We start from the raw sequence: 14,804 nt of genomic DNA, 5'->3' as shown, positions 1-14,804 counted from the left end.
ACGTTTTTTGTTTGTACGAAGATGTGATACAGTATAAATGACAATTGAATTATTTAAAGTAGGTGAAAATGTGTGAAAACAAATGTACATAAAGTAGATAAGTGGGGGAAATTAGGAGCTTTTTTGTATCAGTTTCGTTATACAGTAATTGTAGCATTACTATTGGTTGCGATCGCACTCGGTATTTTCGCTCCAAAGCTGCCGGGAGTATTAGGTGGTGATGGTTTCCAAACGGAAGGGGACTATCAAAAAACGAAAGAAATTTTAGATAAAGATTTTAAGAGGTCTCAAGACACACTTCTACTCGTTTTTGAAAAAAATAAGGGTGCTTCACATGAGGAATTTCAAAAGCAAGTAGAGGGAATTGTAAAGAATGTACAAGAGAAAGAGACATATGAATCTTTCCATCACCCAGTGCAAAATAAAGAAATGTTACAAGATGATATCGGCTATGCGACAATTTTATTTTCCGGGAAAACAAATAAAGAACGAATGGAAAAGACATTGCAATTTGCTGATAAAATCGAAAAGGAAAGTAATGCAGCATTAAAAGTAACGCCTACAGGGTTTCCAAAAATTAATCAAGAGATTAATGAAAGAACGCAAAATGATTTAAAAGTAGCAGAGATGATTGGGTTACCAATTGCATTTCTCGTATTACTATTTTCATTTGGTAGTCTTTTGGCATCTATTTTACCAATTGTAAATGGGGCACTTAGTGTTATTAGTACGATGGGCATATTATACTTTATAGGTAGCGATAAGGAACTATCTATCTTTGTGTTAAATGTTGCACCCATGATTGGACTTGCGCTATCTATTGATTTTGCACTATTATTTGTAAATCGCTTTCGAGAGGAAGTTGCAAAGCGAACGGTAAAAGAAGCGATCGCAATTACATATCAGACAGCAGGGCGCGCAATCGTATTTTCAGGATTATGTGTATTTGTTGGATTATCCGGCTTATTTTTCTTTAAAATCGATTATATTCAGTCTGTCGCAATTAGCGGAATGATTGTTGTGATTATGAGTATTTTATTCTCACTCACACTTCTTCCAGCGCTATTATCATTAATTGGGAAACGAATATTAAAAAAGAATCAAGTAGCGCATACGCCGGCAAAGGCGTGGCGTAAGTTTGCACAATTTGTAATGAAACATCCAATCGCAATGATTATTGTTGTTACAACATTTATTGTGATTTGCTTATTACCGTTACGTACAGCTAATTTGCAGTTCCCTGACGTAGAAGCTCTACCTAAACAAAGTGATACAAGAATTGCATATGAGAAGTACGAAGAGGCATTTAATAAAACTGCAAAAAAACATGCTGATGTTACGTTAGTAGTAGAGACGAAAAAAGATATGAAAGAAAAAGAAAGTTTACAAAAGATAGAAGAAGTCGTTCAAAAGTTAAAAGATGATAAGAAAGTATATGAAGTGAGAAGCTTATACGACGAGTTAACTGGTATGAAAGCAGATCAAGTTGCTGGAATGTTAGAGTCGCCAGAAGCAGCGAAACTAGCTCCTATATTTGAAGCATATACGAAAGGAAATAAGACGACGATAGAAATCTTTTTGAAAACAAAACCACGTACTGAAACTGCTAAACAGTGGGTTCGTGATTTTAAACAAAATTATAAAGAAACAGATGTTACGTATTATTTAGGCGGGATGACGACGTTCCAACAAGAGTTAGAAGATGAAATTAAAGATAAAGTTGCAATTGGTATGTCTGTTATATTTGGATCGACCTTTGTTATATTATTATTTGCATTCCGATCTATACTCATTCCGATTAAGGCGATTATTATGAATATACTTAGTTTAAGTGCAACAATCGGAATTGTTGTTTGGTTATTTGAAGGTGGGCATTTTGGTTTAGAAGCGAGTCCTGTTCTATTTGTCTTACCTATCTTCATTTTCGGTCTCGTATTTGGGCTTAGCATGGATTATGAAGTCTTTCTTATTTCACGTATTCATGAACTGTATGAAGAAACAGGAGATAACGATCAAGCGACGTTAGAAGGACTTGTGTCAACAAGTAGAATCATTACATCAGCTGCGTTAATTATGATTGTTGTAACTGGTGCGTTCGCCTTTACTGATATTTTACCAGTACGGCAAATGGGGCTTGGTGTTGCATTAGCGATATTCCTTGATGCAACAATTATTCGTCTTATGCTTGTACCAAGTTTAATGAAACTGTTTGGAGATTGGAACTGGTGGTTACCATTTCGAAAGAAAAGAGAAAAATCATCGTAAAAAATACTCATCTTATAGATGAGTATTTTTTTATGAATAGCAAGACCTACATTTTGCAAATAGTATGTGATAAGAACATTACATATAAGTAGGTGAAGGCAATGTTTCGTTATTTTAAGTTTAAGCTAAATGATACAGTACAGTTTGCAGAAAACGATGGGCATATGTATCGCATTGTCGGTTATCGGTTAGAAAAAGGATATTATCCAAAAGATGAATGGACTCATATCATTTATGAATTGCTTAGAGATTTTGATGGGTATACGATGGATGCGGAAGAGGAGGAACTTGTAAAGGTCATTCAAGTAGAGAATGAGTATTACAAAATACAAGAAGTATCAGGCTATCGTTATCCAGTAAAAATGAAGCAAAAACAACAAGTGATGAAAGTAGAAAAAATTGATGACTTATTAGATACGTATAATGATTATAAAAGATTGGCGGATTTCTTTAAAGATTTATCGTATGAGCAAAAAGCGGAAGAAGTATTGCAGGAAATGAAACGGCGTAGAGCGTGAGGGGGACAGTCTACTATAAGACTGTCCTCTATTTTTGACGGTGCATCAAATTGTGTTTTCCGTTACAATGAGAGAATCAATAGAAATAAGGTGATACAGTATGGAAACGAAGAAGAAGGGCGAATGGTGCGAAATTACTGTTCCAGCGAAATGGAATGGCATAAGTATTGATTCGTTATTAAAAATAGAATGGGAAATACCGAAAAAGTTGTTACATCAGCTTCGTATGGAAAAAGGTATTACCGTTAACGGAGAACAGAGAAGATGGAATGAGCTTTTAAAAGAAGGCGATAAGTTACAAGTGCATATGTTTATGGAAGAAGAATACGATGTAGAGCCTGAATATGGTGAATTAGATGTAGTATATGAAGACGATCACGTACTCATCGTAAATAAGCCTGAGAAGATGGATACGCATCCTGCGGAAAAAGGTGGAACGGGAACACTTGCAAACCTTGTTGCTTTTCATTTTCAAATGCAAGGTTTAGAGACGAAGGTTCGTCATATTCATCGGTTAGATAAAGATACGACAGGTGGTGTCGTGTTTGCTAAGCATAGAATTGCTGGTGCAATTATGGATTGTTTATTAATGGAACGAAAAATTAAAAGAACATATGCGGCGCTTGTGGAAGGGAAAGTAAAAGGTAAGCAAGGAACAATTGACGCAGCTATTGGAAGAGATCGCCATCATGCGACGAGACGACGTGTTTCTCCAAAGGGGGACCAAGCAATCACATATTATAAAGTAGAGAAGTATTTTAAAAAACAAAATGCTACGTTCGTAACGTTACAATTAGAAACAGGTAGAACACATCAAATTCGTGTTCATATGAGCTATCATGGTAATCCATTAGTTGGAGATGTATTATACGGTGGACAAACGAAATATATGTCCAGGCAAGCATTACATGCGATGAAGATTCATTTCTTGCATCCAATTACGAAAGAAGAGATCGAAGTGGATGTACCATTTCCAATAAAATTAAATAATACAATGAAAGAATTTCAAAGAATGAATGCATAAAGTGTAAGTTTAAATTTGAGAAAAGTAGATTCTTGCAGGAATTTCTCTAAAAGAAGCGAAGCCGTTAAGAGAAAAGAGAGGTGAGAATCACTTGGTCAAATATAAATATATACTAGGAATATTTTTCGCTTGTCTTTTAGTTACTCTATGCCTCTATCCATACTTACCAAACCTTATGGCAGTACATTGGAATGAAAAGGGTGAGCCAAACGAGTTTATGAGTAAACAAGTTGTTATAGCATTTATTCCTTGTCTTATTATTTTTTTACATGGATTCGTGTATATTATTTCACATTATGTATATAAGCTTAATGAAGGCGAGTATGTCATTATAAGTGGATTTCTAAAGACGATTACTTTATTTATGTTGTTTATCCATATGCTCATTCTCTTTATTAATTTTGGAAGCATGATATCCTTTCAGACAGGACTAACAATTGGAATTAGTATGTTTCTTTTTATGCTTAGTAAAGGATTTAAAAAAGTTAAGAGTACGGAAAAGGACCCAGTCAAATTACAAAAAATTCGTTTAGTGAGTAGGCGGATTTTTCAAGTGATGGCATGTAGTATATTGTTTTCCTTGTTTTTGAACTTGAAATGGGGATTTTATGTGTTACTTAGTGTAATAAGTTGTGGCTCTATTTTGTTTATGTTCTACATATTGTACTCATACATAATAGAAAGTTATGAAACGTAAAAAAGAGTCTTCTCATTATGAGAAGACTCTTTTAATCTATTTACTTCGTAATAAATTGTTGTGTCCAGTAGTTGCCGCTTTCTACATAGCCAACACCGATGTGGGTGAAGCCGTTATTTAAGATGTTTGCACGGTGTCCAGCACTGTTCATCCAAGCTTGTACTACTTCTTCAGGTGTACGTTGGCCTTGAGCGATGTTTTCACCTGCAGATGTATAAGAAATACCAAATTTCTTCATCATGTCAAATGGAGACCCATATGTAGGGCTGTTATGATCAAAGTAGTTATTCTTCTGCATATCTTCAGATTTAACACGTGCTACTTTGCTTAATTCAGTATCGATTTTTAGTGCTGGTAAGCCTTGTTTTGCACGTTCAGCGTTTGTTAATTCAACAACACGTTGTTCGAATTCGCTTAAAGATTTTGCTTCTTCAGTAGGCTTTTGCTCAGCAGGTTTTTGTTCAGCAGGTTTTTGAGTATTGTTGTTTTCAGCTGGTTTTTGAGCTTCTGGTTTTTGAACTTCTTCAGCAGGCTTTTGCTCAACTGGTTTTTGCTCAGCGGGCTTTTGAGTTTCTGGCTTAGCTGTTGGTTGCTCAGTTACAACATTTTCAGTTGGTTGTTGACCAGGAATGAAGCAGTTTGGTTGGAAATTTCCTTGTTGCCATTGTGCTAATGACTCAACGCCCATAGATTGTAAGAATGCTTGTAATTCTTGTTGGCTCATTTGCTTCATCATCACTTTTGAATGCTGAATATTTTGAACCTTTATGTTAGATGGTTGTACAGTTGCAGCTTGTGCATCTAAAGATGATACTCCTAAAGTAAGAGCTGTTGCAGCAGCTACAGATAATAAAACACGCTTTTTCATGATGTGTGTCCCCCTATATAAAGTTTTAATTTGTTTTCACACGATTTGTTTTGACAGCCTGTCTGACTGACAAATTCATCGTAGCATACAATTTGCGAGAAAAAAGATGGAAAAAAATTCATAGACTTTAAAATTACCTAATTTATCCTAAGTGAAGAAAAGGGAAAAAATAAGAGAAACATAGAGTATAAAAGGAATTTTCAGCATTTTTATACTTCGTTTTAAGAGGGGGTTTTTGGATAAATGTACCTATATTGAAAATGAAGAATCCTATTGTATCAATGATTTGAGCGTTTTTTTGAGGAATATACTGGATTGATTTTTACAAAACTGTAATGTTTCTGTTGTTCTTTTTTATAATAAAGTAACATATTCTTAATCTTGTAGCGGACAAAAAAGCGGCTATCTCTTTACATAGACGAAGGAGATAGCCGTTTTTCTATTATTACGTATGTTACGAGTTATTACGAGTTGGTTTCAATTGCTTCTAATAATAAATCTACAATGTGAATTCCTCTCATTTTATGAGAAAGTCCTTCTCGTTCGATGCCTAATTTCATTTGTAGTAGACAACCTGGATTTGCAGTAACAATAGTTGCTGCTTCTGTTTCATGTACACGGTCCATTTTATAATCTAGAAATTCCATGGATAGTTCTGAATGAACAATATTGTAAATACCAGCAGAACCACAGCAGCGATCCGCATCTTTCATTTCACGGTATGTTGCGCCTTGAATTGCTTCTAGTAACATACGAGGTTCTGAAGATGTTCGCATAACATTGCGTAAATGACAAGAGTCTTGATACGTAATAATTTGCGGTGTGAGTCGTAAGTCATTTCGTTTATGGAAATCTAGTTCTACTAGAATAGCGGTAATATCTTTAATTTTAGAAACAAACTGCTTTGCACGTTCTGCCCACTGTGGATCATCTTTTAAAAGATAATCGTAGTCTACGAGGTAAGCTCCGCAACCACCAGCATTCGTAATAATATAGTTGATATTTAAATCTTCGAATGCTTTTATATTGCGTTTCGCTAATTCTTTTGCTCCACTTTTCTCACCAGCATGCCCATGTAATGCACCGCAGCAACTTTGTGTTTTCGGAATAACGATATCACAACCAGCTAACTGAAGAAGTTTCATCGTTGCGTTATTTGTTTCTAAAAACATCGTATCCATTAAACAGCCTGTGAAGAATGCAACTTGTTTCTTTTTTGTACTTTCAGCAGGTAAAAATTCAGGACGATCTTTCATTGCTTTCATTTTAGGGACTTTTGGTAAAACGAGATCCATCGTTGCAAGTGTTTCAGGGAATAACTTCATAATACCCATTTTATGTGTTAGTGTTTGTAAACCGGAACGTTGGTAAAATCCGATTAACCCTGTTAATGTTCTCATTCGATTTTGATGCGGGAAGAGCCCTTCAAAAACGACTTTACGAACGGCTCTCACTGGCACCGAGAACTTTTTGTTTTGATTTATAATATCACGAGCTTCTTCTAATAAATGTCCGTAATTTACACCTGATGGACAAACAGGTTCACAAGCACGGCAGCCAAGGCAAACATTCAATGTATTTTCAACATCTTCATCTGGTTCGATTAAACCGTCAACGACTGCTTTCATTATTGCGATACGTCCTCGTGGTGAATGTGATTCTTTATATCCAGATTGAATGTAAGTAGGACAAGTAGGTAAACAGAAACCGCATCGCATACAGTTTAGTAGTTCATCTTCACTTAATCTTTCTTTAAATTCTTTTTGAATGTTTTCTTTATTTAATGTTGTCATCGTTCAACCACCACTCTTTTGCGAGTGTCTTTCGCGAACATCTTGCCAGGGTTCATAATGTTATTTGGATCGAAGGCTTGTTTAATTCCTTGCATGGCAGCAATACCTTCTTTACCTAATTTCATTTCTAAATAAGGAGCTTTCATCGCACCAACACCATGTTCACCAGTAATTGTGCCACCAAGTTCAATTGCTTTCGCAAATATTTCAGCAAAAGCTTGTTCAGCTCGGTGCATTTCTTCTTCATTACGAGCATCTGTCATACAAGTTGGGTGTAGGTTGCCGTCGCCAGCATGCCCAAACGTACAAATAGGAATATTATATTTTTTTGCAATCGCATTAATAGCTTCAACCATCGGAGCTATTTGTGAGCGTGGTACCGTTGCATCTTCTAATATTGTAGTAGGTTTTAATCTTGCAAGTGCTGATAGTGCACTACGGCGAGCTGTCCGAAGCGCATCTGCTTCCGCTTCATCTTTTGCAATGCGAACATCGACTGCATTCATAGAGCGGCAAACGTTAGCCATTTTTTCAATATCTCGATTGACAACTTCAGGCGGACCATCTTGTTCGATTAATAAAATTGCTTTTACATCAGTTGGTAAACCGATTTGTGCAAACTCTTCTACTACTTCAATTGTCGGCTGGTCTAAAAACTCAAGTGTCGCTGGAATGATTTTATTTGCAATAATAGAAGAAACAGCACGTGCAGCTTCATTAATATCTTCATATAGTGCAAGCATCGTTTTCTTCGTTTCGGGCATAGGAATAAGTTTTAATATAGCTTCTGTTACGACGCCAAGTGTGCCTTCAGAACCGATAAATAAACGAGTTAAATCGTAACCAGCTACATCTTTTGCTAATTTACCGCCAGTACGAATAATATCGCCATTTGGTAAGACAAGTTCAAGACCCATCACATAATCACGTGTTACGCCATATTTTAATCCGCGTAATCCACCTGAGTTTTCATTAATGTTACCGCCGATTGTAGAAATTTTCATCGAGCTTGGATCTGGTGGATAAAATAAACCTTTTTCTTCTACCGCTTTAATAATATCAAGTGTAATTACACCAGCTTGTACAGTAATTGTTAAATTCTCTTCATCAATTTCTAAAATGTTATTCATATGGCGGAAGATAAGGACGATACCGCCTTCAAGTGGACATGTCCCCGCGCAAAGGTTTGTTCCAGAACCGCGGACATATACAGGGATTTTGTGAGTGTTACATATTTTTAACACTTCAGCTACTTCATTTGTATTACGAGGAGCAATGACTGCATCAGGCATTGCTTGGAAGTTTGGAGTGGCATCATAACTATACGTTAAACGCCCCATATTGGATGTATCTACATTATCTTTGCCAACAATGGATACGAATGAATGAATAATTTGCTTTTCTAACATTGGAAATCCCCCTCAAACTGTTAACGTATTTAGTCATCATAAAAAACGTTGTAACAGTGCTTTCATTATAATGATAAAAAAGTTGGGGGATTCTTTCTATGTATAATCATCTAAAGATTAATCTTTTTTATCATTCTTTTTTGTATGATTATCTAATATGAGGAGCGAGAAGTATAAAATGTTTAAGTCTTTGAATTGTTTCGGGTCAAGCCCTGTATGCTCCTCAATCTTTTTAAGTCTGTAATGCAATGTGTTAATGTGTATATGTAATTGTTCAGCTGTTTGTTTATAGGATTGGTTATAATCAATAAATAAGCGTAAAGTGTGCATAAGCTCAGGAGATGATAGTAAGTTTTCGATCGTACGCCTTAGAAACTGTTCCCGCGTTTCAGCAGAAATATCTTGTAAGCACATTTCTAAACGTAAATCTTCATTAAATATAATTTTTTTCGTTTCAATTGATACGGAAAGAGCTTGTAATGCTTGTTCGTATGATAAGTTCATATTGCTTGGTGTAACGGATTGTCCAATCCCAATATATAAAGGAATAGAAAACAAAGTTTCACAGTCTTGTTTTAATCTTTTTAAAAATTGATACGTTTGCTCTTTGGAGTTTGTGGCTGTAAATAAAATGAATCGATCATTTCCCCAACGAACAAATAGATGCTCCTTTGTTAATAGATTGCGTATGTGTTGCCAAATCTTACGCTGAAGCATCGTGTCATTTTGATCGATAGAGAACAAAATAAGTTGTTTCTTCTTATATAAATCAATACCAAGTGTTTTTGCACGATCGAGAAAGCTTGGAGACCAGTCTGTATTTTGAAGCCAATCAAAGACAAATGCTTCATAAGAACGGTGTTCAAGTTCTAGTTGTTCTAAAAAGTAGTTTTCGTGAATGAGTAGTTCGGTCATTTTACGTAATATTTCCCCGTATTGTGAAATGTTTTCAGGTTCGCCTGTAATTCCAATGACACCAATTACTTCGTCATGAAATAGTAAGGGGAGGTTCATACCCGCCTTTACGCCTTGCAAACGTCGTTCATCTTCTTTTGTAATAATGACAGTTTTCTTTTGTTTCGCGCACCGGAGTGCACCTTCATGAAATTGGCCGATTCTTTCTACATCTGTACTCGCGATAATAACACCTTGTATATTAATGATAATAATATTTTCTTTAATTAGTCTGCGTACTTCTCGTACAATTTTATTCGCTAAATCAGGAAAAAGCATAATTTGCACACCTCAAATTCTATTTGTTGTACATTATATATGTAAATGCAGTAAGAAAGGAAAATTTCACACTTTCCACACATTTATTTGTTATTTTACAATTATAACGAAATCATCCGAAGATGGAGGGAATCTTTTGAGAAAGTATGTTTTTCTTCTCTGTTTTTTATTTCTATTAGTAGGGTGTCAAGGAAGTTCATATACACCGATTGCTAAAGATAAAAGTGTTATTATAACAACGAATATAAAAGAAGGTAGTATCAGTTTTGTTGATGAAAAAACTAAAAAGTTAATTACGACATGGGAACTTAATGAACCAATGGCAGGAGTTGCACTACTTCCAAACGGTGAGGACATACTTGTATATGGCAAGCAGTTAGAGTACATGTATGTATATTCACTAGCAGAAGGAAGGCAAGTGGACAAATATAAAACTGGAAAAGGCATTGTAAATGTGATTGTATCCGAGGATAAAAAACAATTATTTGCTGCTGATCAAACTGCTCAAAAGGTAAGGTTCTTTACGATAAAAGGGAAAGAGACAGGGAGTGTATCAACAGGAAAAGGGCCAATAACGATGGTAGAGCACGATAACCAGTTATCGGTATTAAATTTTTATGATACGAAGCTAACGACCATTGATACAAAGAAAAAAGAAGTGATACAATCCTTTATGATTCCCCCAGCATCAACGGGAGCGACAATTAGCCCAGATGGGAAAGAAATATGGATTGGCGGACATGGTGATGGAAATCAAGTCAATGAGAAAGTATTAGTGTATTCATTGCAGAGCGGAGAAATGGTACGTTCTTTACATGCTCCGTTTATGCCTGTGAATATAACGAAGGATAATAAGAATGTATATGCATTAAGTCACGGTTCGAATACGCTTAGAAAGTTTGATGTTCGCACGTATAAAGAGGTGGCTTCTGTAGAAGTAGGATCGAATCCATTTGCATTTTTGAAGAGCGGAGCAGAAGGATACGTAGCAAGCTATGATAGTGATGAATTGTGCGTCATGGATATGAAGAGTTTGAAAATAAAACAAACAATTAAAGTCGGAAAAGGGCCGTTTCAACTCATAGAGAGGGAAGGGAAGGACAATGAGTAAATATAGGGTGCTAGTTGTAGATGATGAAAGTGATATGAGGCAGCTTGTTGGAATGTACTTAGATAATTTCGGATACGAGTGGGGAGAAGCTGAAAATGGAAAAGAGGCGCTAAAAAAATTAGAGACGGATCATTATGATTTCGTTGTATTAGATATTATGATGCCAGAGATGGATGGACTTTCAGTTTGTAAAGAAATTAGAAAAACGTCGGATGTACCAATTATATTTTTAACAGCAAAAGGTGAAGAGTGGAATAGGGTGAACGGCTTACGTATGGGAGCAGATGATTATATTGTAAAGCCATTTAGTCCTGGAGAATTAATTGCTCGTATGGAAGCTGTGTTAAGACGTTATACAAAGCAAGAGCAACAAGAGGAGATTCAGTTTGGACCGATCCTTATTAATGAAAAAAGTAGGAAGATTGAGGCTGATGGTGAGCCAATTTCTCTTACAGTAAAAGAGTTTGATTTACTCTATTTTCTTTGCCAACATACGGGACAAGTATTTAGCCGGGAACAATTGCTGGAAAAGGTATGGGGATATGATTATGCCGGAAGTACAAGAACAGTGGATACGCACGTGAAAACGATGCGTTTGAAGCTTGGAGAAAGTGGAAACTACATTCAAACGGTTTGGGGTGTAGGCTATAAATTTGAGGTGTAACGTATGTTTACGATGGTACAGAAGCTTTGGCTTACAGTAGTATGTGCAGTATGTGTAACAGTTTCCTTTCTTTATTTTGTATCTTTATACTCGTATGAAAAACTATACGTTGATAATTTAAAAGATTCATTAGTAATGGAAGGGAAGCGTCTTGCTGCGCAATATGATAAGCGTGAAGGAATAGCAACTTTTGAAGAGAAAGTAAGAGCATTTGATCAAATATCTAGTTCAGATGTTCTTTTCGTATCTAATCCGCGTGATTTAAGCGCGTGTTTACCTTTTGATGTGCATCATCATTCTCTTATAAGTGAAGGGGACAGACAAGCATTATTAGATGGAAAAACTGTGACAAAGATAGGGTATGAGGAACATTTTGACCGAAATATTATGGGGGTTGTCATCCCTGTTTTAGAAAATAAAAAGTTAGTTGGCATTGTATATTCTTATATTCCTTTAAAAAGTATAAAAGACTTAATATATGATATGGGCCTTATTTTAGCACCGTTAGCACTTGCTATGACTTTACTGACAATATGGATTGGTAGAAAGATTATTATTGCTATTACGAGACCGCTTTCGCAAATGGAACGAGTTGCCAATCATTTGGCTACGGGAGATTTCTCAGAACGGATTACAATTTCTTCCGAAGATGAAATTGGACGATTAGGAAAAGCATTCAATAAAATGGCAAATTCTTTAGAGACAGAAGACGTAAAGCGTAAGGAATTTTTAGCTAACGTTTCGCATGAACTAAGAACACCGCTTAGTTATATAAAAGGATATAGTGAAGCTATTTTAGATGGTGTAGCGAAGGGACCACAGCAGGAAAAAGTAACACAGCTCATTCATAAAGAAGCGGGTCGTATGCAGCGTCTCGTTCATGATTTATTAGATTTAGCACAATTAGAAGGTGAACATTTTCCGTTAAAGAAACAACCTATCGTTTTTTCACAACTGATTGAAGATGTGTTAGATACGTATGAGATTAAGTTTATAGAAAAGAAAATTCGTATTTCAACAAATTTAAATCCAGAAATCATTGTAATGATTGATGAGGATCGTATGCAACAAGTGCTTCATAACGTGTTAGATAATGCGATACGGTATACAAATCAAAATGGGGATATTGTGATAACACTCAGGCAGATAGATGATTACTGTGAATTAAACATAAAAGATACAGGAATCGGTATTGAAACAGAGCATTTAGAAAATCTTGGTGAACGTTTTTACCGCGTTGATAAAGCGAGAAGTCGTCAACATGGTGGAACAGGTTTAGGCCTTGCCATTGTTAGACAAATTGTTCATATACATGATGGACAGTGGCGAATTGAAAGTGAAAAAGGGCATGGAACGACGGTTAGTATTAAATTGAAAATACAAGTTGAAGAAAGCATGTTCTAACGTGAAGGACATGCTTTTCTTCATGAGTGCAAACGAATAGAGGAATACATATAAATTAATATCGAATAAATATTAAAAATTTGACGATTTTATGAACAAAACATTTGTACTTCTTACCAATTCGTTCTAAAATAGTTATGATGCAAAGTTCTTATAAATCGTTTCAATTGTTGTTTGGAAGATACTGAGGTGATTTAACTGGAGTACAAATCTATTAAACCGAAAAAGATTTACGAAGAAGTATCTGAAGCTATTTTAACAATGATTAAAAATGGTACGTTAAAACCTGGTGACAAACTACTTCCTGTACATCAATTAGCTGAGCAGTTTCAAGTTGGTAGATCTGCTGTTCGTGAAGCGCTAAGTGCGCTAAGAGCAATGGGCTTAATTGAGATGAAACAAGGAGAAGGTACATATGTGAAGAATTTCGATTCTTCTTCATTAACAAAATCATTAAACAATAAATTATTAATGAAGAAAGAAGATATTTTGAACTTATTAGAAGTACGAAAGGTGCTTGAAGTGGGGGCAGTTCGAGCAGCTGCGGCAAAACGTACGGAAGATAATTTGCAAAATATGAAGCATTGGTTAGATGAAATGGCAAAGAGCATTGGAGATGAAAAGGCTGGCGAAAAAGCAGATTTTCAGTTCCATATGGGAATTGCGGAGTCTTCGCATAACAACATTTTGCTTGAACTCATGAATCACGTTTCAGAGATGATTGCTGAAACGATTGGTGAATCAAGACGCATTATTTTATATGGTGAACAAACAACATCAGAACGACTTATAGAAGAGCATCAAGTTATATATGATGCAGTGTTAAAGCAAGATGTAGAATTAGCGCAGCAAGCAATGCTAGATCATTTAACAAATGTAGAACATATTGTCACAGGTAAAAACGATATAAATTCGTAATTTAATCTTTTAAAAATCAAATTTTTTGATAAAATAGAGGAAGATTAAGTAAGCGTTTTCTTTAGAAGAGGGAGAGGATAGGCCATGGTTGAGCCTACTTCTTCTTTTCTTAGTCATCTGATGACCATATGTTTGTTGGTGGAGTTGTAAAAAGGGGGAGTAATAATTATGAAAGTTACTTTATTTGTTACTTGTTTAGTCGATATGTTTGAAACAAACGTCGGCAAAGCAACAGTTGAAGTGTTGGAGCGTTTAGGTTGTGAAATTGAATTTCCAGAAGCACAAGTTTGTTGTGGTCAGCCTGCTTATAATAGCGGCCATGTAGAAGCAGCAAAAGAAGCGATGAAACATATGATTGAAACTTTCGAAGATGCAGAATATATCGTTACACCATCTGGTTCTTGTGCGACAATGTTTCATGAGTATCCGCATGTTTTTAAAGATGATCCGAAGTGGGCTAAACGTGCACAAAAGGTTGCCGATAAAACATATGAATTTACACAATTTATTGTAGATGTTTTAAAAGTGACAGATGTTGGTGCAAGCTTACCAGGGATAGCAACTATTCATAAATCTTGTCATATGACACGCCTGCTTGGAGTAAAAGAGGCACCAGGAATTTTATTATCAAACGTAAAAGGATTAACTGTGAGAGAACTGCCAAACGAACAAAATTGTTGTGGGTTTGGGGGAACGTTTTCAGTGAAGATGACTCCAATTTCTGAGCAAATGGTAGATGAAAAGGTAGATAGTGCAATGGAAACAGGTGCTGATTATTTAATCGGTGCAGATTGTGGGTGTTTGTTAAACATTGGCGGACGTATTGAGCGTTTAGGAAAAGAAATAAAAGTAATGCATATTGCTGAGGTACTAAATAGTCGCTCATGAAGGGGGAACATA

Annotated in this window: 13 protein-coding genes; 9 read left to right on the top strand and 4 right to left on the bottom strand. The window is 35.7% G+C overall.

Features of this window, described 5'->3' with window-relative positions:
- The first annotated feature begins 72 nt into the window (after positions 1 to 72).
- The 4 genes from MNO09_RS24480 (at position 73) to MNO09_RS24465 (ending at position 4,504) form a co-directional block, all read left to right on the top strand.
- Positions 73 to 2,265 (top strand): MMPL family transporter, encoded by a 2,193-nt coding sequence (locus tag MNO09_RS24480; RefSeq protein WP_000856429.1) that lies wholly within the window; start codon positions 73 to 75, stop codon positions 2,263 to 2,265.
- 101 nt (positions 2,266 to 2,366) lie between these two features.
- Complete coding sequence (locus tag MNO09_RS24475) at positions 2,367 to 2,783, top strand: YodN-related protein (RefSeq protein WP_000490304.1); 417 nt, start codon at positions 2,367 to 2,369, stop codon at positions 2,781 to 2,783.
- A gap of 100 nt (positions 2,784 to 2,883) precedes the next feature.
- On the top strand, positions 2,884 to 3,807 hold the full coding sequence (locus tag MNO09_RS24470) for an RluA family pseudouridine synthase (RefSeq protein ID WP_241950062.1): 924 nt from the start codon (positions 2,884 to 2,886) through the stop codon (positions 3,805 to 3,807).
- 91 nt (positions 3,808 to 3,898) lie between these two features.
- Positions 3,899 to 4,504, top strand: coding sequence for a DUF1648 domain-containing protein (locus MNO09_RS24465; protein ID WP_000241832.1), 606 nt, complete (start codon positions 3,899 to 3,901; stop codon positions 4,502 to 4,504).
- A 40-nt stretch (positions 4,505 to 4,544) separates the two neighbouring features.
- On the opposite strand, the gene MNO09_RS24460 is transcribed toward MNO09_RS24465, so the two are convergent.
- From MNO09_RS24460 to MNO09_RS24445, 4 genes are all read right to left on the bottom strand, one after another.
- The gene (locus MNO09_RS24460; RefSeq protein ID WP_000747579.1) at positions 4,545 to 5,372 is read right to left on the bottom strand and encodes a CAP domain-containing protein; all 828 of its coding nucleotides are present in this window, start codon (positions 5,370 to 5,372) and stop codon (positions 4,545 to 4,547) included.
- A gap of 464 nt (positions 5,373 to 5,836) precedes the next feature.
- Positions 5,837 to 7,165, bottom strand: a complete 1,329-nt coding sequence (locus tag MNO09_RS24455; protein ID WP_078182924.1) for a (Fe-S)-binding protein — start codon at positions 7,163 to 7,165, stop codon at positions 5,837 to 5,839.
- The gene (gene glcD / locus MNO09_RS24450) at positions 7,162 to 8,574 is read right to left on the bottom strand and encodes a glycolate oxidase subunit GlcD (RefSeq protein ID WP_070168561.1); all 1,413 of its coding nucleotides are present in this window, start codon (positions 8,572 to 8,574) and stop codon (positions 7,162 to 7,164) included. Before glcD ends, MNO09_RS24455 begins: the two co-directional genes overlap by 4 nt.
- Before the next feature lie 117 nt (positions 8,575 to 8,691).
- The gene (locus MNO09_RS24445; RefSeq protein WP_000898634.1) at positions 8,692 to 9,807 is read right to left on the bottom strand and encodes a CdaR family transcriptional regulator; all 1,116 of its coding nucleotides are present in this window, start codon (positions 9,805 to 9,807) and stop codon (positions 8,692 to 8,694) included.
- A 136-nt stretch (positions 9,808 to 9,943) separates the two neighbouring features.
- Between MNO09_RS24445 and MNO09_RS24440 the strand changes: the two genes are divergently transcribed.
- The 5 genes from MNO09_RS24440 to lutA all read left to right on the top strand — a co-directional run bounded on the left by MNO09_RS24440 (position 9,944) and on the right by lutA (position 14,792).
- Complete coding sequence (locus MNO09_RS24440) at positions 9,944 to 10,918, top strand: YncE family protein (RefSeq protein WP_001234161.1); 975 nt, start codon at positions 9,944 to 9,946, stop codon at positions 10,916 to 10,918.
- On the top strand, positions 10,911 to 11,582 hold the full coding sequence (locus tag MNO09_RS24435; protein ID WP_000049878.1) for a response regulator transcription factor: 672 nt from the start codon (positions 10,911 to 10,913) through the stop codon (positions 11,580 to 11,582). Before MNO09_RS24440 ends, MNO09_RS24435 begins: the two co-directional genes overlap by 8 nt.
- A 3-nt stretch (positions 11,583 to 11,585) precedes the next feature.
- On the top strand, positions 11,586 to 12,986 hold the full coding sequence (locus tag MNO09_RS24430; protein ID WP_000494801.1) for a sensor histidine kinase: 1,401 nt from the start codon (positions 11,586 to 11,588) through the stop codon (positions 12,984 to 12,986).
- A 261-nt stretch (positions 12,987 to 13,247) separates the two neighbouring features.
- Positions 13,248 to 13,904 carry a FadR/GntR family transcriptional regulator gene (locus tag MNO09_RS24425; RefSeq protein WP_000594434.1) on the top strand — a complete coding sequence of 219 codons (657 nt, stop codon included), beginning with the start codon at positions 13,248 to 13,250 and terminating at the stop codon, positions 13,902 to 13,904.
- A 168-nt stretch (positions 13,905 to 14,072) separates the two neighbouring features.
- Complete coding sequence (gene lutA, locus MNO09_RS24420; RefSeq protein ID WP_000869144.1) at positions 14,073 to 14,792, top strand: lactate utilization iron-sulfur protein LutA; 720 nt, start codon at positions 14,073 to 14,075, stop codon at positions 14,790 to 14,792.
- The last annotated feature ends 12 nt before the right edge of the window (positions 14,793 to 14,804 follow it).

This window comes from Bacillus sp. N5-665, from assembly GCF_022637375.2.
GTDB classification, from domain to species: Bacteria; Bacillota; Bacilli; order Bacillales; family Bacillaceae_G; genus Bacillus_A; species Bacillus_A wiedmannii.
Note: the sequence above shows the minus strand (reverse complement) of the source record. Positions and strands in the feature narration are given on the sequence as shown.